The following is a 22,489-nucleotide window of genomic DNA, read 5'->3' on the forward strand; positions in this document are numbered from 1 at the left end:
AGTTCTTTCATGTATAAAAAGGTCTGATCATAAAATAGACAATCACTCCGGTAACTGACACATAAAGCCAGATCGGGTATCCGAACTTCACAGCCTTTTTGTGTTTTTCAATCTGTCCGGTGAGTGCAAAATACAATGCCATAAGCACAAAAGGAACCACAACAATAGAAAGCCCTATGTGCGACAGCAAGGTAATCAGGTAAATGGTTCTGCTATTGCCCATTGCCGCCATTTCCGCTTCCGAAAGTAGCCCATCCGCATTGGTGTCGCCGTACTTCACCGATGGCACAGACGCATGGTAAATAATGTACGAAACAAGAAAAATGGCGCCCAACGCAAATGCGCCCAGCATCACTGCCCGGTGATGATCCACCTTTTTATTCTTGATGAAATACAGTCCAAGTAACAACAAGGCCGCCGTTGCGCTGTTAATCACGGCATTCAAATGAGGCAAAAACTTTACCCAATCTCCAGCATTTAACCTTGCTGGCATGAATATCAATACAGCCACTGCCACTGGAATGATCACCGAAACAACGCTTATCCAGCGTAAATAATTAGGCGTAGTATTTGAAACAGCACTCATTTTTCCTGCATTAAAACATCCAACTCAACTAACAATCTATCCATCTCACCCTTTTCAGCACTTGCGTAAAAGCCCCTAACCCGACCGACCTTATCTACCAACACAATTCTGCTCTTCGAACCCTCGGTTTTGAGGGTGAATTGAGAAAGCAGTAGTTGACAATTCATCAGCTTTTCCAAGCCATCAGCACAGGCTGATGTCACCACCCAATACTTGATTTCTGCTTGTGAAACAGCTAGCTTATCCCACTTATCCACCTGCTCCTCATTGCTCATGGTGATTAACCGATAATCCAGCGGTTTGGTTTCTTCCACCAGCCTTCTCATTTCATTCATTTCACCTGCTATATCCATTTTAGAAGGGTCAGGGAAATGAAAGAGATAGGTTTGCTGGTCGCCCAGCACCACTACATTGGTGCTGTCGCAGGTAAGCTTGCTTACGGTATAGCCAGCTGAAACTGTTCCGCAATCGGCTGACACATATGCCGTTTCCGGGTACACCGGCAGAGCGTACATGTTTTCGCCGAAAGCTTGCAGAAAGAGATAAATAGACACCGGCAGCCCGAGCGTTACAATTAGAATAATTCCCTTTATCAGCTTGCTCATGAATGGTATGAGGGTACAAACAAAACATGCCGGTAGGTATACCGGCATGCTACTATCTTTTACGTCGCTAAACTTATCGCACCAGTAGCACTTGACCACCCTGATAAATCAATGCTATGATCAGCCATACCAGAAATATCAAAGGAATCAAAATAGACCAGATAAGGGTCTTTACTTCGTGGCCAAGGTGCATAAATTCGCTTACTATGTAAAACGCTTTTACGATAGTCAAAGCTATGAAGACAGCAGTCCTCAAAATCCCTGCATCAACCGTAAAGGCAATGGCAAACTCAATCATTGTAATGACAAACAAGATCAGTGTTACCTTCAAGAACAGTCTGATTTTCGCCTTATCGACTGGCTGAACTACAACTGTTGATTCTTCGTGATGTTCTGCTGACATTTTACTAATTGTTTATAGAACGGAAAATTAAACCAAATAGAAGAAGGTAAATACAAACACCCATACAAGGTCTACAAAGTGCCAGTACAAACCGACCTTTTCGACCATTTCGTAATGCCCCACTTTCTCAAGCTTACCTACTGTTGCCTGATAGAATATCAGGAAGTTAAGGCATACCCCACTAAATACGTGGAAGCCGTGAAAGCCTGTGATAAAGAAGAACAAAGCCGCAAAGTTAGGCGGGCCATATTGATTTTGTGACAGGTTGGCTCCATGAATGAAAGTGCCGTCCAATAATCTGCCACCCTCTTCTGTGCCTACTATAAAGTGCGTCCACTCCCAAGCCTGGCAGCCTAAGAAGGCAAGTCCGCCCAGAATCGTCCAAAGCATCCACTTTTCGACACCCTTCCTGTCCATACGCTGACCAGCTTCCACAGCAAGCACCATGGTTACACTACTCAAGATCAGGACAAAAGTCATAATACCCACAAACACCAGCGGCAAAGATATGCCGTGAAGGAAAGGAACAGCTTCGAATACTTTTTCAGGTATTGGCCAGTACTCCTGCGAGAAAACGAATTCGTCGGGGCTGCCCTGAAATGCAGGGTGGCTGAAACGGATCATTCCGTAGGCAATCAAAAGGCCAGAAAAAGAAAAGGCATCGGAAAGCAGGAAGAACCACATCATAAGCTTGCCATAGCTCGCTTTTAGGGGCTCATTACCTCCCATCCAGAGGTCCTTGTCAGAATCGGATGCAACTACTGCAGTGCTAGACATAGACGATTAGTTCAGATTAATTATTTAATAATAAAAATAAGTACAAATATATCCAAAGTCCACTCAGGAAGTGCCAGAATGTTGTACACATTTCAATCTGGGTCATACTTTTTGAGTGTACCTTAAATCTCAGGGTCGAAATTAAAACAATAATCAAAAAAACAATACCTGCCGCCAGGTGAAAGGCATGTAAACCTGTCAAAACGTAGATAAAAGATCCTGCCGGGTTACCGACAAAGAAAACCTGTTGATCAACCAGCTGCCCCCAGCCGAGATACTGCACAATCAGAAAAACCAGAGAAAGTGCCAACGTAGCGCCAACAGCAACCTTAATTTGAGAAAGATTGTCTTTTTTAGCCGACCAGTACGCCCACTGCATAGTGGCACTGCTCAACAGCACAACAATGCTGGAGTAAACAAAAGCCTGAGGTAAGTCAAAAATCAGCCAGGCTCCTTCTGATTGCTTCACCACATACGCACTGGTGAGTGAAGCAAATATCATTACGATAGATACTATAAACAGCCAAAGCAAAAACTTCCTGGGGTGCATCGATAGCACCTGAGCGGGAGTTTCTATATCTGATTTTTTGGCGCTCATCATAATTTATCTAGTAAAAAGGCTATTTGAACAACTGGCAGGTAAATAAATGAAGCAAACATCAGCTTCAGCGCAGCCTCACGGGTGCAGTCCCTTATCAGGATAAAAGTTTGGCTTAGAAACAATACACCGCAAATAGTAGCTACCACCGCAGAATTTATTCCTGTGATGCCAAAGTAAGCTGGCAACAACCCGAGCGGAAGCAAAAACAGTGTGTAAATCATGATGTTCACAGCCGTAGTGAAATCCTTCTTTCCGCCGAAAGGCAATAGCTTAAATCCTGCTTTTTTATAATCTTCATCCGCTACCCAGGCAATCGCCCAGAAATGCGGAAACTGCCAGATAAACTGGATGCCAAAGATGATCAACGCTTCGTGTGTAATAGCACCCGTGGCCGCTACCCATCCCAGCAAAGGTGGAAGTGCTCCGGGAATTGCTCCCACAAACACAGCGATAGGCCCTACCCGCTTCAGGGGGGTGTAAACAAAGCTGTACAACACCATTGACACGACAGACAGCACCACAGTAAGCGGGTTGGCATAAACCAGAATCAGCCCCAGCCCTATGGCAATTACCATCGCAGCAAAAACGATGGCTTCGCCAACTCCTACCCGATTGGTAGGCAATGGCCGACCCATCGTCCTCTTCATCAATCTATCGAGATCCTTCTCTATCACCTGATTGATAGTGATACTGCCTCCGGAGATCAAAAACCCACCAAGCGACAAAAAGCCCAATGTAGCCCAGTCAACAGCCCCTCTGGCTCCCAGCAAGTAGCCAAAACCACACGAAAAGGCCACCAGAAAAGAGAGCCTGAATTTAAGCAATTCGTAGTAGGCCTTTAACCTCCCAATGACGACAAAACCCGGCGATATGTATGAAGCTTGATTCAAATCGAGTGTTTAATATTGAGCGCACCTTTTCTACTGATGCGGAGAAACAAATATACCTGAAAACCGAACACTACGCTTGCCAAAAGCAAATGAATCGGCTGTAGAAAGGCAGGAATGGAGAAATAACCCATTGCTGCTCCCGAAACAATCTCAAGAAATACCACTAGTGTCAAAACTGCCGAGAATTTAATGGAAAATGAAAGCGGAGAAGTCGTCCACAAAAAGTACGTTAGCAGCACATGTCCGATGAGCAACGCCCATGAAAAAGATCTGTGGAAGTAAAACTTAAAGCCGATCCAATCAAGTACTGCACTGCGCTCTATCCCGGAAGACAGCCCGGAATCCACGCCTTCTCTCACGTTGATGCCAACAATCAATTGGACAATAAACAACGCTGCACACCCCAGCAAAAGCCATTTTACATTTTTAGAGTCCCCGACTGTTTCCTTTTCGGCAACTAGTGGGTCAACTATAAAATAGGTATATATAAGCAGCATAACGATCAGCAGTGCCAGTAGCATGTGAAAGGAGATCATTCCTGGAAGCAAATTCGTAGAAACTACAATTGAGCCGACCCAACCCTGAAAAACTACCCCTCCAAATGCCAGCAACGAAAATATAAATACTTTCGGCTGCGTCTTTCTGAATCGAATGGAGTAAACAAAAGTGGCGAAAATAAGCATCCCTATCACCACTCCCACCAACCGGTTCACATATTCTATCCATGTTCTCAATGGATTGAAGTCAGCCTCTTCCCTCACCGATGGATCGTTCTTCAACTTGTTGGCTGTATCGGAAAAACCTAACTTTTCAAGGTAGCCTGTCAGTCGAATATTCTTCTGGTGTCTCTTTTCTGAATACACTTCCTTGTAATTGGCGGGGAGCTGCTCAACACTGGTTGGTGGTACCCAGTTGCCAAAACACTTTGGCCAATCCGGACAACCCATACCCGAACCAGAACTTCTAACAATGCCGCCTACCAAAATCAAAAGGTAGACGGCAATGATAGTACTTATAGTAAGTTGTTTGTATCTCTTTAGAGACTTAGGATTTTCCTGCATTAGCAGCTTTCACTTCTATCCCTTCTTCCTTCAACTGCTCTACTTCGTGGGGTAGGTTCGACTCTGGTGTCTCCGTTAAAGGAATGTGCTGCGGTATGAAGTCTTCTGGAGCGCCCGGCTTGCTATAATCATATGGCCAGCGATAAACCTTAGGAATATCACCTTCCCAGTTACCGTGCCCGGGCACTCTTGGTGTAGTCCACTCCAATGTGTTGCTTCCCCAAGGGTTAGCTGGTGCCTTTCTACCTCTGAATATGTTGTAGAAGAAGTTGAAAAGGAAGATAAACTGCGCAGAGAAAGTAATGATAGCAGCCACACTCACGAATGTATTCAGGTCAGTAAAATCCTGGAATGCATCGAAGTTAGTGAATGAATAATAGCGACGTGGGAACCCTGCGATACCAATATAGTGAAGCGGGAAGAACACTAGATAAACACCAACAAAAGTCAGCCAGAAGTGGATATATCCCAACTTCTCATTCATCATTCTACCAAACATTTTAGGGAACCAATGGTAGATACCTGCCATCATTCCAAAGAAGGACGCACTACCCATTACAAGGTGGAAGTGGGCAACCACAAAGTATGTATCATGCAAATTGATGTCCACCGCAGAGTTACCAAGGAAGATTCCTGTTAAACCACCAGAAATAAAGAATGAAACCAGGCCGATAGAAAACAACATAGCTGGCGTAAATATTATATTTCCTCTCCAAAGTGTTGTTAAGTAGTTGAATGCTTTCACGGCACTTGGCACCGCAATGATCAATGTCAGGAACATGAAAATAGATCCAAGGAATGGACTCAGACCCGACACGAACATATGATGTGCCCAAACCACGAACGAAAGAATAGTGATTCCAAGGAGCGATAAAATCATCGCTTTGTAACCAAAAATAGGCTTTCTTGAGTTTGTAGCGATAACTTCAGAGGTGATTCCCAAAGCCGGAAGAATTACAATATATACCTCCGGGTGACCGAGGAACCAGAACAAATGCTGGTATAGTATTGGGCTACCACCAACGTTTGGCAGAGCCTCTCCTCCTATGTAGATATCTGACAGATAGAAGCTGGTACCAAATGATCTGTCAAATACAAGCAGCAACGCTGCAGAAAACAGTACCGGAAAAGAGAGTATACCAATAACAGCTGTCAAAAAGAACGCCCATATCGTCAGTGGTAGTCTGAAAAACGACATACCCTGGGTACGGAGGTTAATCACGGTGGTCACATAGTTAATACCACCCAGCAACGATGACACGATGAAGAAAACCATGGCCACCAACCAAAGTGTCATTCCAAGCCCCGATCCCTGCATGGCCGTTGGCAACGCACTCAAAGGTGGGTATACTGTCCAACCCGCTGATGCTGGTCCGGTTTCTATAAAGAATGAAATGAACATGATAACTCCTGATAGAAAGAAGAACCAGTATGACAACATATTCAAGAAGCCAGACGCCATATCTCTTGCACCAATTTGCAACGGGATAAGGAAGTTACTAAAGGTACCACTCAACCCCGCCGTCAAAACGAAGAACACCATAATGGTGCCATGCATAGTAACAAGAGCCAGGTAAAATTCAGAATCAATTTGTCCAGTGGATGTGATCCATTTGCCCAGGATTGGTCTAAGCCATTCCAGGTTCATGTCTGGAAACCCTAATTGTAAACGGAATATGATAGACAATCCACCACCAATAAGCGCCCAAATAATTCCAGTGATAAGGAACTGCTTAGCAATTGTCTTATGGTCAGTGCTGAAAATATATTTCTCAACGAAATTTAGCTCGTGGTGCTCATGGTCATGGGCATCGTCGTGACCTATATGTTCGTTTGTATGTACTGCTGTTGTTGACATAACAAATTTAATTTAAAATGCTCCTACCATTTCTTCCTCTTCTTCAAGGCCAGTAACAGCCTGTACTTCCGGATTGTTTTCCATTCCGGAAGAAATTATAGCCACCTCTTTCAAGTGTTGAGGAACACTCGAAAGGTATGATGGATTTTTAGCCAGCCATGCCTGCTGCTCATTGTACCACTTATAGTAATCGGCAGGCTCGTCAACAACGATGAGGTATCTCATCGCAAAGTGACCCTTTCCGCAAATTTTGTTGCACACCAACTCATAGTTGAATTCCGGGTTCCCTGTTTCCTCCCTCATGTCTTGCGTGCTCTTTGTTGGCGTAAACCAAAAAGTGGTTGGCATACCCGGAACAGCATTCATCTGAAGCCTGAAATGAGGAGCGTACACACTGTGTATTACGTCTCTCGCCCTGATATTAAACTTGACCGGCTTTCCCTTAGGGACATGGATTTCTCTTGGGATAAAGTCATCAAAAGAGGCTTTGTCTTTGAAGTCCATGCCCATAGCGTTTTCAGCATCAATCAGGCGGAAATCGTAGTCTCCAAGTTGCTTGTCTTTACCAGGGTAGCGAACAGACCAGGCAAACTGATACCCCATCACTTCTACCACTTCAGCTTCATCTGGTGCCTTGTCGGTAATGCTTACCCATGCTCTCCAGCCAGAAAAAATAAGAAGCGTCAAAACAATGGCGGGAACAATAGTCCACATCATTTCCAGCTTATTATTGTCCGGATAAAACAAAGCCTGATTACCCTCTTTATATCTGTACTTCCAGCCAAAACCGAAAAGTAAAATTTGAGTGATCACGAAAACAATACCTGTTATGGCCATTGTCACCCAGAAAAGCTGATCCGTTACGGCCCCATGCTCAGACGCCAACGGCAGATTGTATCTGTCGAACTCAGTGTATGAATAAATGAAGAACAACAGTAACCCACCAATCAGGAATAAGACACCTAAGCCTGCATTTACTCCGTTACTTTTCGTAACCTTCTTCTTAGAGCTGCCTTTTAGCACATCTACAAGCGTGCTGACCCTGAACAGTGTGAACAGGATAATTGCTACTAAGATTAAACCAATAATTACTACCGCATTGAACATAGCAGATGTTTTTACCTTTCCAGTTAAATATGATGATGTAAGCTTTCCTGCAACATAGGGTGGTTTTTACCAACCAGTGGTGCTTTAGAAAGGTTTAAAAGAACTACATATAAGAAAGCAGCGACAAAAACCGTCAGCATCCCTACTTCCACTAAACCAAAACCACCATTATCCTTCAGTGTCCCCGGAGTAACCATCAAATAGAAGTCCATCCAGTGACCGAAAATCACCGCCGGGCAAACTATTTTAAGTATTCTCGAATGCCTCTTAGAGTCCCTGGTCATTAACACCAGGAAGGGAAAGAAGAAGTTAATCGCAAGATTGAAGTAAAAGAACGGTGCGTAATGACCACTTTTCCATCTTTCCACAAAATATATAGTTTCCTCAGGAATATTAGAGTAGTAAATCAGGAAGAACTGCGAAAACCAGATATAAGTCCAGAAAACACTGAAAGCAAACACAAACTTACCCAAGTCATGCAAATGATTAGCGTCTACTACCTTTAAGTATCCTCTATCCTTCAACAAGACAACCACAAATGTGATTAACGCCAGGCCACTCACCCACCAGCTGGCAAATGCGTACCAACCCATCATCGTGCTGAACCAGTGTGGATCTATCGACATAATCCAATCCCAGGCCGCTATTGAAGAAGAGAATGCAAAGAATACCAGGAATATAGCCGAAAGCTTGCGAAGTCTGAACCAGTAGGAGTCACCACCCACTGTGTCTTCCTCGAACATCAGCGAACGAATCTTGGTGAAGATGAAATACCAAACCCCGAAGAAAAATACGAGGCGAAACAGCCAAAACACCGGCACCGAAGGATGTTCACTCATGGGCCAGTAAAAGAACCCCTTTTTGCCATCGAGTATGGGGTCAAAATCAGGAGATGCAGGATCATACAAATCGTGGTGCGCCCAGTGAAAGATGTCATGTCCTCCTAAAAGGTAGGTTACTAACATTAATACAAATGCGATGGGCAACCAACCGCCAAACGCCAATGGTACTCTCACAATACCAGCTGACCAACCTGCCTGTGCAGCATATTGAATCGCCACAAAGAAAACACCAATGAGAGCAAGTCCACCAAAGAAGACATTGTTGATCCACAAATTAGCCCAAATTCTTTGCATCCAGTTAAAGGCGTGATGCCCCCCTTCAGCTGCCTCAGCCGTCTCTGCACCGTGTGCATCATGTCCCCCACCTGAGCTCATCATAACGATGCCTAGCGCAAGTACTGCTAGCCCTACAACGAGGGTAATGATAAGCCTCTTCTTAGCAGCGGATGTAAATTCGTATCTTTCTTCAGTCATGGATATTGGCTTAAAGAATTAATTATTGTCTTTGAAGAGTTTGTACATACCTAACTATTTTCCATCTGTCCTCCACACTTACCTGAGAAGCATGAGAATACATCCTCCCTTTTCCGTAGGTAATTACATGGAAAATATGCCCAGCTGGTGCATCTTTCACTGCTCTTGAATTATAAGGAGTGACGCCTTTATACACTTTGCCTACAGGCCCGTCTCCTTGTCCGGTGTCTCCATGACAATGGCGGCAATAACGTAGGAACAGCGCCTTACCATCACTGATAACAGAAGCAGTTGAATCCAAAGGATTCTTCATCACTCTGCCAGCAAGTGCAAATGAATCTTTAGGGATTCTGTAAGGAAGGTAACCGTTAGCATTTCTCTTAACCGTTCCTTCAACTGGCATTCTCATGGTCATGCCGCTCGGATTAAGCGGATTCGAATTATAAAACTCAGCGGGCCCCTCGTCGAGCGATGTCAACCATCTACCTGCCTCCTCGTCCTGCACCTGCGAAAGCTGCTCGTAAGGTACCGAATGATACATCTGAGGAGCATACTCAACACCTGGATAATCTCCCTTAGCAGCGCATCCCGCTAGCAACAGCAACCCAGACAGTTGAAATAGTTTCTTTACAATATGATTATTTCCTATCATCTCCTGTGTCTCTTTAAAATACCTTTTCATTTACTTCAGAAGCACCGCTGTCCTTCAAGCTTTTCTTTATATCGGCTTCCGCAAGCTTGTTTTTCGACAAATCGATCGCCATAATATGCTTATCGTCAGTACTTCTGATATCAAATATCTTCGGCTTTCCCCAAGGCTTAAGGTTGCTAACCACAAAGAAGGTACCTACCATTCCAAATGAAGCCAAAAGCACTGTAAGCTCAAATGACACAGGTATAAAGGATGGCAAAGGCAGATAGTCCTTACCACCGATGATCATAGGCCAGTCAACAGTCATCATGCCAATTTGCATGGTTAGTGCCAAACTGGTTCCCAGCAAGCCGAAAAGAAAAGCAGCTATTGGTAGCCTCGATCTTCTGTAGCCAAGAGCGTCATCCAATCCATGTACAGGAAAAGGTGTGAAAACCTCATGGATTTTAACCCCACCATTTCTCACGGCTTTCACCGCATTCAACAGGGTTACCTCATTGTCATAAACCCCAAGTATGTATTTACTATCTGATGACATCGGATTATTTTTTTACTTTTTCAGAATCAGAAATAATAATGCTCTTCACTTCAGCAATGTTGATCACCGGGAAATATTTAGCAAACAATAAGAATGCTGTGAAGAAAAATCCAAAGGAGAACATATACATACCCACATCATATCTGGTTGGGTAAAACATTGCCCAGCTAGATGGAAGATAATCACGATGGATCGATGTAACGATGATTACAAACCGCTCGAACCACATACCTATGTTCACAACAATAGAAAGCACAAATGTGGAAGCCAGGTTGGTACGAATCTTCTTGAACCAGAAAAGCTGCGGCGAAATAACGTTACACGTCATCATGGAAGCATAGGCCCACCAGTAAGGACCTGATACCCTGTTGATAAAAGCATACTGCTCGTACTCAACACCAGAATACCAGGCGATGAAAAGTTCAGTAATATAGGCCACTCCCACGATCGAGCCAGTAATGATGATAACGATGTTCATCAATTCGATGTGCTCGATAGTAATATAGTCCTCAAGTTTGTACACCTTTCTGGTAACCAAAAGAAGCGTCAACACCATAGCAAAACCAGAGAAAATCGCACCAGCAACGAAGTATGGTGGGAAAATAGTGGTGTGCCAGCCGGGTATTACAGAGGTGGCAAAGTCAAACGATACAATGGTGTGAACCGAAAGTACAAGGGGTGTAGCTAATCCGGCGAGGATCAGGGCTACAGACTCATATCTCGACCATGTTTTGGCAGCGCCATCCCAGGCAAAGCTCAAGGCACCGTAAACCGCTTTGGCTATTGGTCCTGTGGCTCTGTCTCTGATGGTAGCAAAATCGGGAATAAGTCCGATGTACCAGAAAACGAGGGATACAGAGAAATATGTACTAATAGCGAAAAAGTCCCATAGTAGTGGTGAGTTGAAGTTCACCCACAGCGATCCGAAGGTGTTGGGAAGCGGGATAGCCCAGTACATTCCTAACCACGGACGACCCATGTGCAAAATCGGGAACATCAGTGCACAGATTACAGCGAAAATAGTCATCGCTTCTGCCGCTCTGTTGATCGACATTCTCCACTTCTGACGGAAAAGCAAAAGGATAGCAGAAATTAGTGTTCCTGCGTGACCAATACCCACCCACCATACGAAGTTTGTAATATCCCAAGCCCAGCCAACGGTCTTGTTAAGACCCCACATGCCTATACCGTCCCAAACGGTTCGGTAAACAGCATATCCGCCAACCATGAGAAGACCCAAAGCCACCGTGATGGCAAACATCCACGTTTTGGTTGGCTTCTGCTCTACCCTTGAGCAAATATCTTCGGTAACATCGTGGACGGTCTTTCCATTGGTTACCAGAGGGTTTCTTACTGATGCTACTGCTTGCATAGTATCGATCTTAGGCTTGATTATCAGTTAATTCTTTATTTCTAATCTTCGTGAAATACCAAACGTTTGGTTTCACACCAATTTCCTCGAGCACATTGTAAGCTCTTTCTTCCTTCACTTCCGTGTCGCCTTCTTCAGTAGCAGAAAGACGAAGTAGCTGAGAAATTCTGCTGTTAGAATCTTTCATATCACCAAACACGATGGCTTCTGTAGGACACGCAGTAGCACAAGCTGTAGAAATCTCACCATCAACAGGGCGTCGGCCTTGCTTCTTGGCGTTTAGCTTACCAGCCTGAATTCTCTGCACGCAGAAAGAGCATTTTTCCATCACACCACGGGCTCTAACCACCACGTCCGGATTCAACACCATCTTGCCAAGCTCATTGTTCATAGCAGTGTTGTCAGGGAACTGACGGTTGTCGTGGTATTTGAACCAGTTAAAGCGACGTACTTTGAAAGGACAGTTGTTGGCGCAATACCTAGTACCAATACAACGGTTGTAAGTCATTTGGTTGAGACCTTCAGTGCTGTGAGTAGTGGCAGCAACAGGACAAACAGTCTCACAAGGAGCGTTGTTACACTGCTGACACATCATTGGCTGGAAGGTTACCTCAGGGTTTTCAGCTGCCTTTTCGAGCATACTCAAACCTTCCATCGACTTGTCCTCTTTGTTTCCCTGGCTACTGTAGTACCTGTCGATTCTCAACCAAGCCATTTCACGACGGTTGACAACTTCTTCTTTTCCTACAACCGGAATATTGTTCTCTACCTGGCAAGCCACTGAACAAGCAGCGCAACCAGTACATGAGTTCAGGTCAATCACCATTCCCCAATGGTGGTTGTTGTATTCATGGCCTTTCCAAAGAGATACAGCATTAGGCTTCTTAGGGCCTGAATAGCTGGATATCATTGGCTTGTAACGGCCGGCAGAGGCATCAGCTTTGTATTCAGCAAGCGTAGCCTCCTGAATAACTGTCTCACGCCCCATAAAAGTCTGGTGCGTTTGGGTCTGCGCAATTCTATAGCTTTCTCCTGTTGGCTCAATGGTTACACCAGCCACAGAATAAACAATTCCTTCATTATTTGAGCTCAGCAATGCAAAGGCATTCACACCCACACCATCAGCAACTTTGCCTGCTTTAGTACGGCCATAGCCAAGGGCTAATCCAACAGTGCCAGCTGCCTGGCCTGGCTGAACCACTACTGGCAATGTGACAGTGGCAATACCAGCCTTAACATTCACCCTGGTAGTAAAGCCTTCCTTCATCTCAATGCCCAGTTCGTTGGCAGTGGATTGAGACATGCTGATGTAGTTTTCCCAACAAACCTTAGAAAGTGGATCGGGCATCTCCTGCAACCATGGGTTATTAGCCTGCTCGCCTGCTCCTATCGCTATACTCTCATAAGTTACCAGCTCTAAACCAGTACCTTTCTTGTATTTACCAGCTACTTTAGTACCAGCAGCGGCTACATCACCTGAAAACTCAACAGCGCTCATTGTAGAGGTTGCGTCGCCCTCAAACACGCCGTTGTATAGACACTGATCCCAAAATGTCTGGAAGTCAGCGATCTCAGTTTGGCTGGCAAAATGCGTCTCTTTCCAATTTTCCTTGATGAAATCAAGATATGAGGTGGATACATTGCCCCAGGTTAAGAAAGACTGCTGTGCCTGGCGGGTGTTGAATATATTACTGATGGCAGGCTGCGAAAGGCTATATTGCCCTTTGGCTGGCTCAGCATCGTTCCATGATTCCAAATAGTGATTATCAGGAGCTACATAAGTCACCTGAGAGGTGGTTTCATCTACTCTATCGGAAGTAGACAGTGTAAATTTGGCCTTGGAAAGGCTCGAAGCAATTACGGCACCTTTAGGGTGGTCGTATACCGGGTTGCAATTGAAGAAGATAACTCCGCTCACTAACCCCTGAGACAGGTCGGTGACGAAAACGTCCATCATAGCGTCGTCTCCCTGTTTCGTCATCACAGGAGCATCCCAGCTGAGCGTGCTTCCGTAGTTGCCAAGCAGGTTATTAATTGCATTGACAACAGTCTGAACGTTGATGTCATTTTCACCCGAGACCACAATCGATGATCCCTTGCTGGCCCAAAGATCATTAGCTGCCTTAGTCAAGGTGGCAGTATCATCAACTTTGGTCACTGAAATGGCCGGTGCTCCTGCCTTAGCGGCAATGAGGTTGTATAAGTTGCCTACATAAAGACCAACCTCTGAAGGACGGATAGGTGACCTGTAGTCAGCGTTTGCTCCTGTAAGAGAAAGGTTTGATTCAAAGCTATAAAGCCTTGACATTTCTTTCTTCTTAGGTCCAAGTTTCCTGGTCTCAGCAAATTGCTTCGAAAAAGCAACAGGATTCAACCATGTTCCTAAGAAATCTGCTCCAAAAGAAACAGTAGTCTTTGATTTATTGAAGTTGTAAGATGGAAAAGCACGAATACCAAATGATGAAAGATTAGCATTCAACGCTCCGCTATAAGACGACGCATCGTAAGTAATTACCTGAGTACTTGGGTAAGCAGCTATGAATTTAGCAATAGCCTTCTTTGTCGAAGGGCTTACGATACTGTGCGTAACGATTTTGATTTGCCCGCCAGCCGCAGCAATCTCTCCTAGCTTGGACTTTACCTCAGCATCAAGCGCATCCCAAGTTACGGCTGCACCAGCTTTCATCGGGTTTTGCAGCCTTTGCTTGTCGTAAAGAGAAAGTACGCTTGCTTCTACCTGAGCAGTTGTTCCTCCGCCTGAGAATTTCGAAAGCTTATTGCCTTCAATTTTGATAGGCCTACCTTCTCTTGTTTTAACTACCACACTGCAGTAGTCGCTACCATTTATATAGGTAGAAGCATAGTAGTTGGCAACGCTTGGGTCGACATCTACTGGCTTGTTAAGGTAAGGTATCGCCTTTCTTATTGGCGCTTCACAAGCTGCCAAAGAAACGGCGGCCACTCCAAATCCCATTAATTTCAGGAAATCACGACGTGAGTTTCCATTTTCATTTTCACTAATTGGGAGGTATTCTGGAAATTCTTTGTCAGCATTCTTAACGAACTCAGGGTCGTTCTTCAGTTGCTCAATTCCCTTCCAATATATTTTAGTATTTTCTTTCATGTTGTCCCAGGAGATGATTTTTCAATTAATAATGACACTTAGCACACTCCAAACCACCGTTGTCTTCGACGGTCATTGGCTTTTTGCTCTTCTTTTCGTGGAGCTCCACTAATTTGTCATAATAAGCGTTATCCTTGGTATTTATTTGTGTTTCTCTATGGCAATTGATACACCAGCCCATTGTTAATGGAGCGAACTGATACACTACATCCATTTCCTGAATCTCTCCATGGCAAGTCTGGCATTCAAGTCCTCCTACCTTCACGTGCTGTGAGTGATTGAAGTACGCCAGGTCAGGCAGGTTGTGAACCCTCACCCATTCGATCGGCTGATTGTTGTCAATAGCGTTGTATATTTTCTGGATTTCAGGAGACATCCCTGTTTGCCCGCCTACATTCTGAATTACCGTATGGCAATTCATACAAATATTGGGCGATGGGATATTGGCTGATTTGCTTGTTCTAACTCCCGTGTGGCAATAGTTACAGTCAATTTCCATTTGACCAGCATGCAGCTTGTGAGAGAATGCAATGGGTTGAGCAGGCTGATATCCTTGCTGAACTCCGACGGTGAACAGACCGTCGATTACGCTCTTGAGCACAATGGCTGTAAAAATGAACACCGCAAAGCCCATGAAGGTATTTCCTTTGAGGGTTTTAACGAGGTCAAACTTGTTCTGAACGACGTCTTTGTCCACTTCGTCGAGGTCGTCCTTTTGAGCAAGGTATTTTGTCAAAACTGACACAATCAGCACCAGCACCAACAGGATCAATGCCAACACTACAAGAAGGCCTATTAGTATGATGTTGATATACTCAGATGGAACGCCTGAACCACTTCCGCCTGCCACAGTATTGCCTCCGTCAGAAGGGTCAGCCTTAGGAACTTCAGCAGGTTTTGTAGATTCCGCTTTTAAGTAAGCAACAATTGATGTGATTTCTTCGTTTGAGAAATCAAACGAGGTCATTTGAGTCTTGTTGTACTCGTTATAAAGCTTGACGGCATAGTCGTCGCCGCTTTGAATTACCTTTTGGGAGTTCTGCACGAAGCTGATAATCCATGGCAAAGGTCTGCGAGTGTGAACGTCACGCAAAGCCGGGCCCACGACCCGATCGTTTACAGCGTGACACACTGTACAGTTTTGCTTGAATAATGCTTCTCCGGCTGAGATGACCGCCGGGTCAGAAGGAATGCCATCGTCCGCTCCGCCTGATGCAGCTTCACCGTCCTGAGCAAACGCAACAGCAGCGGAGAATATTAATGCAACGAGGGATAGACAAAAGGTGCGGGTTAGGTGTCTGCTTTTTTCCTTGAAAGGAGAGAATTTTACAGGTTTTAGCATCTTTTGTGTTGTACCTTTTAGAGTCCTTGCAAATCTAATATGGGAGTCAATCTTTTCAAAAACTTATTTAGAGGTAAATTTTTGTCCGATTTTGAACTACTGTGCAATAATATCTAAAACCTTTGAATACCAATTAATTAAAAGGGCTTATCAATGAAAAATTGATCTATTTAGAATTATTTTAAATTAGGCCAGGATTGAACATTTTGAGGAGGGGTTAAAATAAGAAAAGAGAGGCGAATTGCCTCTCTTTTTTATTGAGGTCGAGAGCGGATTCGAACCGCTGTAGGAGCTTTTGCAGAGCTCTGCCTAGCCACTCGGCCACTCGACCATTTTTGGGACTGCAAATCTAGAAATTATCTATATCAGTCCAAATGTTTCAATGGTAAAACAATCAAAATAAAAAAAGGTGCCGAAGCACCCTTTTCTATTTATTCAGTTATTCTGATTTCTCATCAGCAGCGTCGGCTTCATCAGCCTTGGCTTTTTTCGCCTTTGGCTTGGCTGCCTCAGCTGCAGGCTTTTCTTCAGCCTTAGCTTTTGCCGCTGGCTTTTCTTCCTCAGCCTTTGCTGCTGCCTTTGGCTTTGCTGCCTCCTTCTTCGGTGCAGTAGCCTTGCTTTCCATCTGCTCTTTCAATGCTGAAAGTGCTTCAAGGTCGCCAAGGGTTGTTTTCTCAGCATCTTTGTTGATTCTGTCAACCGCCTTAGACTTTCCTTTTACATCTTTCTTAGCAGGAGCCGCCTTTGGTCTTTCCTGAGGCTGTGGCTCGCTAAAGATAGCAGTATGAGAAAGAGCAATGCGCTTCTCATCTTTAGAAAACTCCATTACCATGAAGTCAAGTGTTTCTCCAGCTTCAGCAACTGATCCGTCTTCCTTTGTAAGGTTTTTGGTAGTTGAGAACCCTTCCAAACCATAAGGCAATTCAAGGATTGCTCCTTTTTCGCTCTTATTGATGATGGTACACTTATGAACAGATCCTCTGGTGAATACTGTTTCGAAAGTATCCCATGGGTTTTCTTCAAGGTGTTTGTGGCTTAGTGCCAGTCTTCTGTTGTCAACGTCAAGTTCAAGAACGACTACTTCAAGCTCGTCCCCTACTTTAACGAATTCAGATGGATGCTTGATCTTCTTAGTCCACGACAAGTCAGACACGTGTACAAGGCCGTCGATACCTTCTTCAAGCTCGATGAACAAGCCGAAGTTAGTCAGGTTACGAACCACACCTTTGTGCTTGGTGCCTACTGCATAGCTAACGATAAGGTCTTGCTTCGTCCATGGGTCTTCAGAAAGCTGCTTGATGCCAAGTGACATTTTGCGCTCGTCTCTGTCGATAGTCAACACAACCGCTTCGATTTCATCGCCAATGCTGATGAAGTCTTGCGGATTACGCAGGTGCTGAGACCATGACATTTCAGATACGTGGATCAAACCTTCAACGCCAGGAAGCAATTCAAGGAATGCACCGTAGTCTGCTACGTTCACAATCTTGCCCTTCACTTTAGAGCCAATTTCGATCTCTTTGCCAAGTGAATCCCAAGGATGTGACGTAAGTTGTTTCATACCCAGAGAAATACGCTTCTTCTCATCGTCGAAGTCAAGTACAACCACATTGACTTTTGCGTCAAGCTGAAGTACTTCTTCCGGATGGTTGATACGTCCCCAGGAGATATCAGTAATGTGCAACAGGCCGTCTACACCACCAAGGTCGATGAACACACCAAAGTTGGTCATGTTCTTGATCACACCTTCGAGTACCTGACCTTTTTCAAGGTTGTTCAGGATTTCAGCCTTTTGCTTCTCAAGATCTTTCTCGATCAATACTTTGTGAGATACTACCACGTTGTCGTTAGTGTAGTTGATCTTCACAACTTTCACTTCCATTTTCTTGCCAACGAATACATCGAAGTCACGAATTGGCTTCACGTCAATTTGTGAGCCTGGAAGGAATGCCTCAACACCATAGATGTCGACGATAAGACCACCTTTGGTACGGCGTTTCACCATGCCTTCGATCACTTCATCGTGCTCATAAGCGTGTTGGATGGTTTCCCATGCCTTAACGATTTTGGCTTTTCTTCTTGAAAGAACAAGCTGCCCATTGGCATTTTCCTGCTCCTCAATATACACCTGCACTTCGTCGCCAACTTTCAACTCAGGTCTGTCACGAAATTCAGACAGGGCCACAAGTCCGTCGGATTTGAAACCGATGTTAACGATTACGTCACGGTCAGTAATACCTACAACCGTTCCGTTGATCACTTCTTTTTCAGTGATCGAATTAAGAGTGCCTTCATAGAGTTTCTCCATTTCGGCACGCTTTGATTTTGAATAGCCTTCGCCAAATCCTTTGGCTGACAAGCCTTCCCAATCAAATTCTACTGCTGTTTCTTCCATAAAAATAAAGGTCCAAAATTACACTGTTGCAGCAGGACCAGCCCACAACAATATTTAGTTTAAACTCATCCAGAATGCCTGGAAGCCCATTCACCCGAATGGGAGCGCAAAATTAGACATTTTTCACTAAGATTAAAAAATAGGCCTGTTAATAACAGGCAAACACATTTAAAAAAAAATTAGTCGAACTTTTTTAAGAGCTGTTTTTTTACCCTTCCAGGTCGGCCCGTTCCACGTCGGCGACCCTTAAAGGTGAAAACAGCTTTGAAATTCTTCTTTTCCGCCAACTGGCGGATCAGGGTAAAAAGAAGGATTTCGAAGCAAATGGCTTTAAATGCGTTTGCCCTACTGTTAATAGAGGCTCCAGGTCAGGAATAATTCTTCTTTGAAAAAAGAAACATTAGTGAGTATTTCGAGCTTACTCAGTTTTAACCCATTTGAAAAAGTATATGAAACCAACCATTCTACTCATTGTTCTGGGCCTGGCATTTGCAGCCTGCCAGGAAACACCAAAGGCCGATATGGTCATTTGGGGAGGTAATATTTACACCGCCGTGGGCGGACAGAAGGCCGAAGCTGTGGCCGTAACAGGCGACTCTATAATATATGTGGGTGGTAAAGATGGCGCCGAAGATATGGTGGGGCCGGAAACCCAGGTCATTGACCTTGAAGGCAAAACAATGACGCCGGGATTTATCGAGTCTCATGCGCATATTATGGGCGTGGGTTACAACTTGATGAACGTTGATTTGATGGCCACAACCAGTTACGAGGAGCTTGTGGCACAGGTAAAAAAAGCCGCAGAAGAAACCCCCGAGGGTGAATGGATACTCGGCAGAGGCTGGCATCAGGACAAGTGGATAAAGCCAGCGGAGAGAATGGTCGACGGCTTTCAAACGCATCACTTGTTAAGCGAAGCAGTTCCGAATCACCCTGTGTTTCTGTCGCATGCGAGCGGACATGCTGGTTTTGCCAATGCCAAAGCCATGGAACTTGCCGGCATCACGAAAGACACGAAGACACCAGACGGCGGCGATATCTTCCGTGACATTAACGGCGAGCCTACGGGACTATTTAACGAAACAGCTCAGGGCCTTATCAGGGCAGCTATTCCAGAAAACACTATGGAAAAGCAACAGAGGGCATTAGAATTGGCCGTTCAGGCATGTTTAGAATTAGGCATTACCAGTTTTCAAAACGCTGGAGCGGGCAAAGACGATATTGAACTATTCAAACAGTTTGCTGAAGAGGGAAAGCTCAAAATCAGGCTATACACCATGCTGAGCGGCCACGACCAAAACCTGCTGGAGGAATACTACGACAAAGGCCCTGAAATTGGCCTGGGTGACAATCACCTGACTGTTCGTTCGATCAAGCTGTACTCAGATGGTGCGCTCGGTTCAAGGGGTGCCTGGCTGCTGGAAGAATACAGCGACATGCCGGGGGTGTTTGGACACAATGTGACGCCAATAGAAGAGATTGAAAAAGTGACCAACGAAGGCCTGGCAGCTGGCTTCCAAATCTGCACCCATGCGATTGGCGACCGGGGTAATCAGGAAGTGCTGGACATTTACGAAGCAGCTTTGAAGAATAACCCTGAAAAAGCCAAAGACTCCCGGTTCAGGATTGAACATGCACAACACCTGGACCTGGCAGACATTCCAAGGTTTGCAGAGTTGGGAGTGATTGCGGCTATGCAGGCCATTCATATGTCGAGCGACAGACCGTGGGCTATAAACAGGCTGGGCGAAAAAAGAATTGTCGATGGCGCCTACGTGTGGCAAAAGCTTTTGCAAAGTGGTGCTAAAGTGATCAACGGAACCGATGCGCCGGTGGAACCGCTTGCCCCACTCCCCTCCTTTTATGCATCGGTGACTCGTAAAACGCTGAAAGGAACCCCTGAAGGCGGTTATGAAGCTGACCAGAAAATGACCCGGGAGCAGGCCCTCGTTTCCTACACGCTGGATGCTGCTTATGGCGCTTTTGAGGAGGACATCAAAGGGTCTATTGAAGTGGGCAAACTCGCTGATTTCACTGTTTTTGATAAGGATATCATGACTATCGACGAAAAAAACATTCTTGACACTCAGGTGATGATGACCATTGTGGGCGGAGAGGTGCTGTTTGAAAAGTAAAAATTAACCCCGGCCAAAAGCCGGGGTTTAACCTCCACCTACCAAACTACTGAAACTTACTTTTCAATTTTGTGACGTGTTAGGGGTTCAATCGCTGACCATCCTCGAGCAGTTTCTTTTTCAAAGCGTCGTAGTTGACAGCCTGCACGCTTTGACTGTTGTCGATGGCCAATGCAGCTGCTGTGGCTGCCGACTGGCCTAGTACCATGAACACAGGCTCCATTCTGATTGAGCCAAAAGCGATATGGCTGGCAGAAAGAGCCACCGGCACCAATAGGTTCGTGGCCTGGTCTTTCTTTGGCACAATTGAGCGGTAGGAAATCGGATAAGGCGGGAAACCTCCAACTTCCACATTTCCTTCATTTTTCACCATACCATCTACCACTATACGCTGGCAGTTGTGAGAGTCCATCGTGTAAGCAGCTAGCCCAACGGGGTCGCTAATTACTTCCTCCCCAACACAGTTGGCTTGCGTCATGACGTATTCTCCGATCATGCGGCGAACTTCTCTCACATACAACTGCGGCGACCAGTTGCCGTTGCTGGTATATTCATCTTTGGGGTAGCCCCAGGTTTTCATTTCTTCCCTAAGCTCTGCTGGCACCCGTGGATCAGAAGCGTAAAAATAAAGCAGCCCTTTTGTGTAGTCCACGTGCTCTTTAACGATGGCCTCCCTCTCCCCGTAACTAGCCTCGGGATAGGCATGACTCATACCGATCATGTCAGTAGAAAACGCACCCCTGTTGTTGATGTCTGTCTTCTCATTGGGCATGTGACTCCAGATAAAGTGGTTGTTCAGCTTTCTCCTGTCTGGCAAGGCCTCCAGAAGTCTCAACAGCAGTTCATATCTGGCAGGGTCGTAGTTGTCAGGCTCGGTGATTGGCACCATATTGTCCTGATTAGTCGTAAGGCAAATCCTGAAGTTGTAAGTCTGCACCAAATCGTCGCCACTACCCTGCTCCTTCAGTTCGTCGTCCGTGATGCCCCAGAGCAAGCCGCTTGTTGGATCACCTTTTTTGACGTAAGGATCAATGCCTTCGGGGAATTGATGGCCGTCCAATAGTTGCACTCCGTTGTAGGTCTCGTTGTAGACATTGTTTGCTTCACGGCCTACGTGGTAGCTCACACCGGCCGCCGCCATCAAATCGCCCTCGTAAGTGGCGTCGATAAACACTTTGCCAGTGTACACCGTGCCATCCTGCATTTCAATTTGAGATATACTGGTTCCATTCATGGTTACACCAGATTCTCTATTGAGCTTTTTGTTGATGACAAGCTCAATTTTTTCTTTGGCTATCATTTGGTCATAAACCTTCATTGCTGCCGAAGGCTCAAAAGTCCACATAGTAGGCTCACCTTCCACTGTACGGGTTTGCCCACCATCCATATAGGCGGATGGCTCCTGCCATTTCCAGTTGGCGGGGTCGTTGTAATGGGTGCGGATATTGGCATAAAACTCCCGTGCTATGCCGCCGATGGCTTGTTTGTTGCCAATATCTGTTTGCCCCAGTCCGCCAGTAGTCAAGCCACCAATGTGTTTTGATGGTTCGATAAGTAGCACTTTTTTGCCCATTCTTGATGCCTGAACAGCCGCTGCAATGCCGCCGGAGGTTCCCCCGTACACAACAATGTCGTATCCTGACGACTGTTCCTCGCTGGTGGAAGAAGAACAAGAAAAGATGAAAACTAAGGCAAGTAATAAGATGATATTTTTCATAAAGATTGTA

At 45.2% G+C, this 22,489-nt stretch carries 18 protein-coding genes and 1 tRNA gene; 1 reads left to right on the forward strand and 18 read right to left on the reverse strand.

Translation table 11 applies throughout. The annotated features are described in order from the left end of the window. Positions 1–7: 7 nt before the first annotated feature. The 17 genes from RT717_RS13410 to rpsA form a co-directional block, all read right to left on the reverse strand. Entirely contained in the window at positions 8–586 is a 579-nt protein-coding gene (locus RT717_RS13410) for a DUF420 domain-containing protein (protein WP_317492249.1), read from the reverse strand. Then, on the reverse strand, positions 583–1,191 hold the full coding sequence (locus RT717_RS13415; RefSeq protein ID WP_317492250.1) for a hypothetical protein: 609 nt from the start codon (positions 1,189–1,191) through the stop codon (positions 583–585). The genes RT717_RS13410 and RT717_RS13415 overlap by 4 nt, the downstream gene beginning before the upstream one ends. 73 nt (positions 1,192–1,264) lie before the next feature. Beyond that, complete coding sequence (locus RT717_RS13420; RefSeq protein WP_317492251.1) at positions 1,265–1,594, reverse strand: cytochrome C oxidase subunit IV family protein; 330 nt, start codon at positions 1,592–1,594, stop codon at positions 1,265–1,267. A gap of 27 nt (positions 1,595–1,621) precedes the next feature. Further along, on the reverse strand, positions 1,622–2,371 hold the full coding sequence (locus RT717_RS13425) for a cytochrome c oxidase subunit 3 (RefSeq protein ID WP_317492252.1): 750 nt from the start codon (positions 2,369–2,371) through the stop codon (positions 1,622–1,624). A gap of 16 nt (positions 2,372–2,387) precedes the next feature. Further along, positions 2,388–2,969: a cytochrome c oxidase subunit 3 gene (locus RT717_RS13430; protein WP_317492361.1), complete on the reverse strand. Its 582-nt coding sequence runs from the start codon at positions 2,967–2,969 to the stop codon at positions 2,388–2,390. Further along, the gene (gene cyoE / locus RT717_RS13435) at positions 2,969–3,862 is read right to left on the reverse strand and encodes a heme o synthase (RefSeq protein WP_317492253.1); all 894 of its coding nucleotides are present in this window, start codon (positions 3,860–3,862) and stop codon (positions 2,969–2,971) included. The genes RT717_RS13430 and cyoE overlap by 1 nt, the downstream gene beginning before the upstream one ends. Beyond that, entirely contained in the window at positions 3,859–4,923 is a 1,065-nt protein-coding gene (locus RT717_RS13440; protein WP_317492254.1) for a COX15/CtaA family protein, read from the reverse strand. The genes cyoE and RT717_RS13440 overlap by 4 nt, the downstream gene beginning before the upstream one ends. After that, complete coding sequence (locus RT717_RS13445) at positions 4,907–6,781, reverse strand: cytochrome c oxidase subunit I (protein WP_317492255.1); 1,875 nt, start codon at positions 6,779–6,781, stop codon at positions 4,907–4,909. The genes RT717_RS13440 and RT717_RS13445 overlap by 17 nt, the downstream gene beginning before the upstream one ends. Before the next feature lie 12 nt (positions 6,782–6,793). Next, positions 6,794–7,888, reverse strand: a complete 1,095-nt coding sequence (locus RT717_RS13450) for a cytochrome c oxidase subunit II (protein WP_317492256.1) — start codon at positions 7,886–7,888, stop codon at positions 6,794–6,796. A gap of 23 nt (positions 7,889–7,911) precedes the next feature. After that, positions 7,912–9,204, reverse strand: a complete 1,293-nt coding sequence (locus RT717_RS13455; protein WP_317492257.1) for a quinol:cytochrome C oxidoreductase — start codon at positions 9,202–9,204, stop codon at positions 7,912–7,914. A 22-nt stretch (positions 9,205–9,226) separates the two neighbouring features. After that, entirely contained in the window at positions 9,227–9,886 is a 660-nt protein-coding gene (locus RT717_RS13460; protein ID WP_317492258.1) for a c-type cytochrome, read from the reverse strand. Beyond that, on the reverse strand, positions 9,870–10,394 hold the full coding sequence (locus RT717_RS13465; protein ID WP_317492259.1) for a DUF3341 domain-containing protein: 525 nt from the start codon (positions 10,392–10,394) through the stop codon (positions 9,870–9,872). Before RT717_RS13465 ends, RT717_RS13460 begins: the two co-directional genes overlap by 17 nt. Positions 10,395–10,398: 4 nt before the next feature. Next, positions 10,399–11,766: an NrfD/PsrC family molybdoenzyme membrane anchor subunit gene (nrfD, locus tag RT717_RS13470; protein WP_317492260.1), complete on the reverse strand. Its 1,368-nt coding sequence runs from the start codon at positions 11,764–11,766 to the stop codon at positions 10,399–10,401. 10 nt (positions 11,767–11,776) lie between these two features. Further along, positions 11,777–14,890 (reverse strand): TAT-variant-translocated molybdopterin oxidoreductase, encoded by a 3,114-nt coding sequence (locus tag RT717_RS13475; protein ID WP_317492261.1) that lies wholly within the window; start codon positions 14,888–14,890, stop codon positions 11,777–11,779. Positions 14,891–14,915: 25 nt separating this feature from the next. Continuing rightward, positions 14,916–16,232, reverse strand: coding sequence for a c-type cytochrome (locus RT717_RS13480; protein WP_317492262.1), 1,317 nt, complete (start codon positions 16,230–16,232; stop codon positions 14,916–14,918). Between the two features lie 260 nt (positions 16,233–16,492). Beyond that, a tRNA-Cys gene (locus RT717_RS13485) sits at positions 16,493–16,563 on the reverse strand. 108 nt (positions 16,564–16,671) lie between these two features. Beyond that, a complete protein-coding gene (gene rpsA / locus RT717_RS13490) occupies positions 16,672–18,627 on the reverse strand; it encodes a 30S ribosomal protein S1 (RefSeq protein ID WP_317492263.1) in 1,956 nt (651 codons plus the stop codon). Between the two features lie 449 nt (positions 18,628–19,076). Here rpsA and RT717_RS13495 point away from each other — a divergent pair, with 449 nt between their 5' ends. Continuing rightward, on the forward strand, positions 19,077–20,762 hold the full coding sequence (locus RT717_RS13495; protein ID WP_317492264.1) for an amidohydrolase: 1,686 nt from the start codon (positions 19,077–19,079) through the stop codon (positions 20,760–20,762). A 79-nt stretch (positions 20,763–20,841) separates the two neighbouring features. Here RT717_RS13495 and RT717_RS13500 read toward each other — a convergent pair whose 3' ends face one another. Beyond that, on the reverse strand, positions 20,842–22,479 hold the full coding sequence (locus RT717_RS13500; protein ID WP_317492265.1) for an FAD-dependent oxidoreductase: 1,638 nt from the start codon (positions 22,477–22,479) through the stop codon (positions 20,842–20,844). Positions 22,480–22,489: the final 10 nt, after the last annotated feature.

The organism is Imperialibacter roseus (genome assembly GCF_032999765.1).
GTDB classification, from domain to species: domain Bacteria; phylum Bacteroidota; class Bacteroidia; order Cytophagales; family Cyclobacteriaceae; genus Imperialibacter; species Imperialibacter roseus.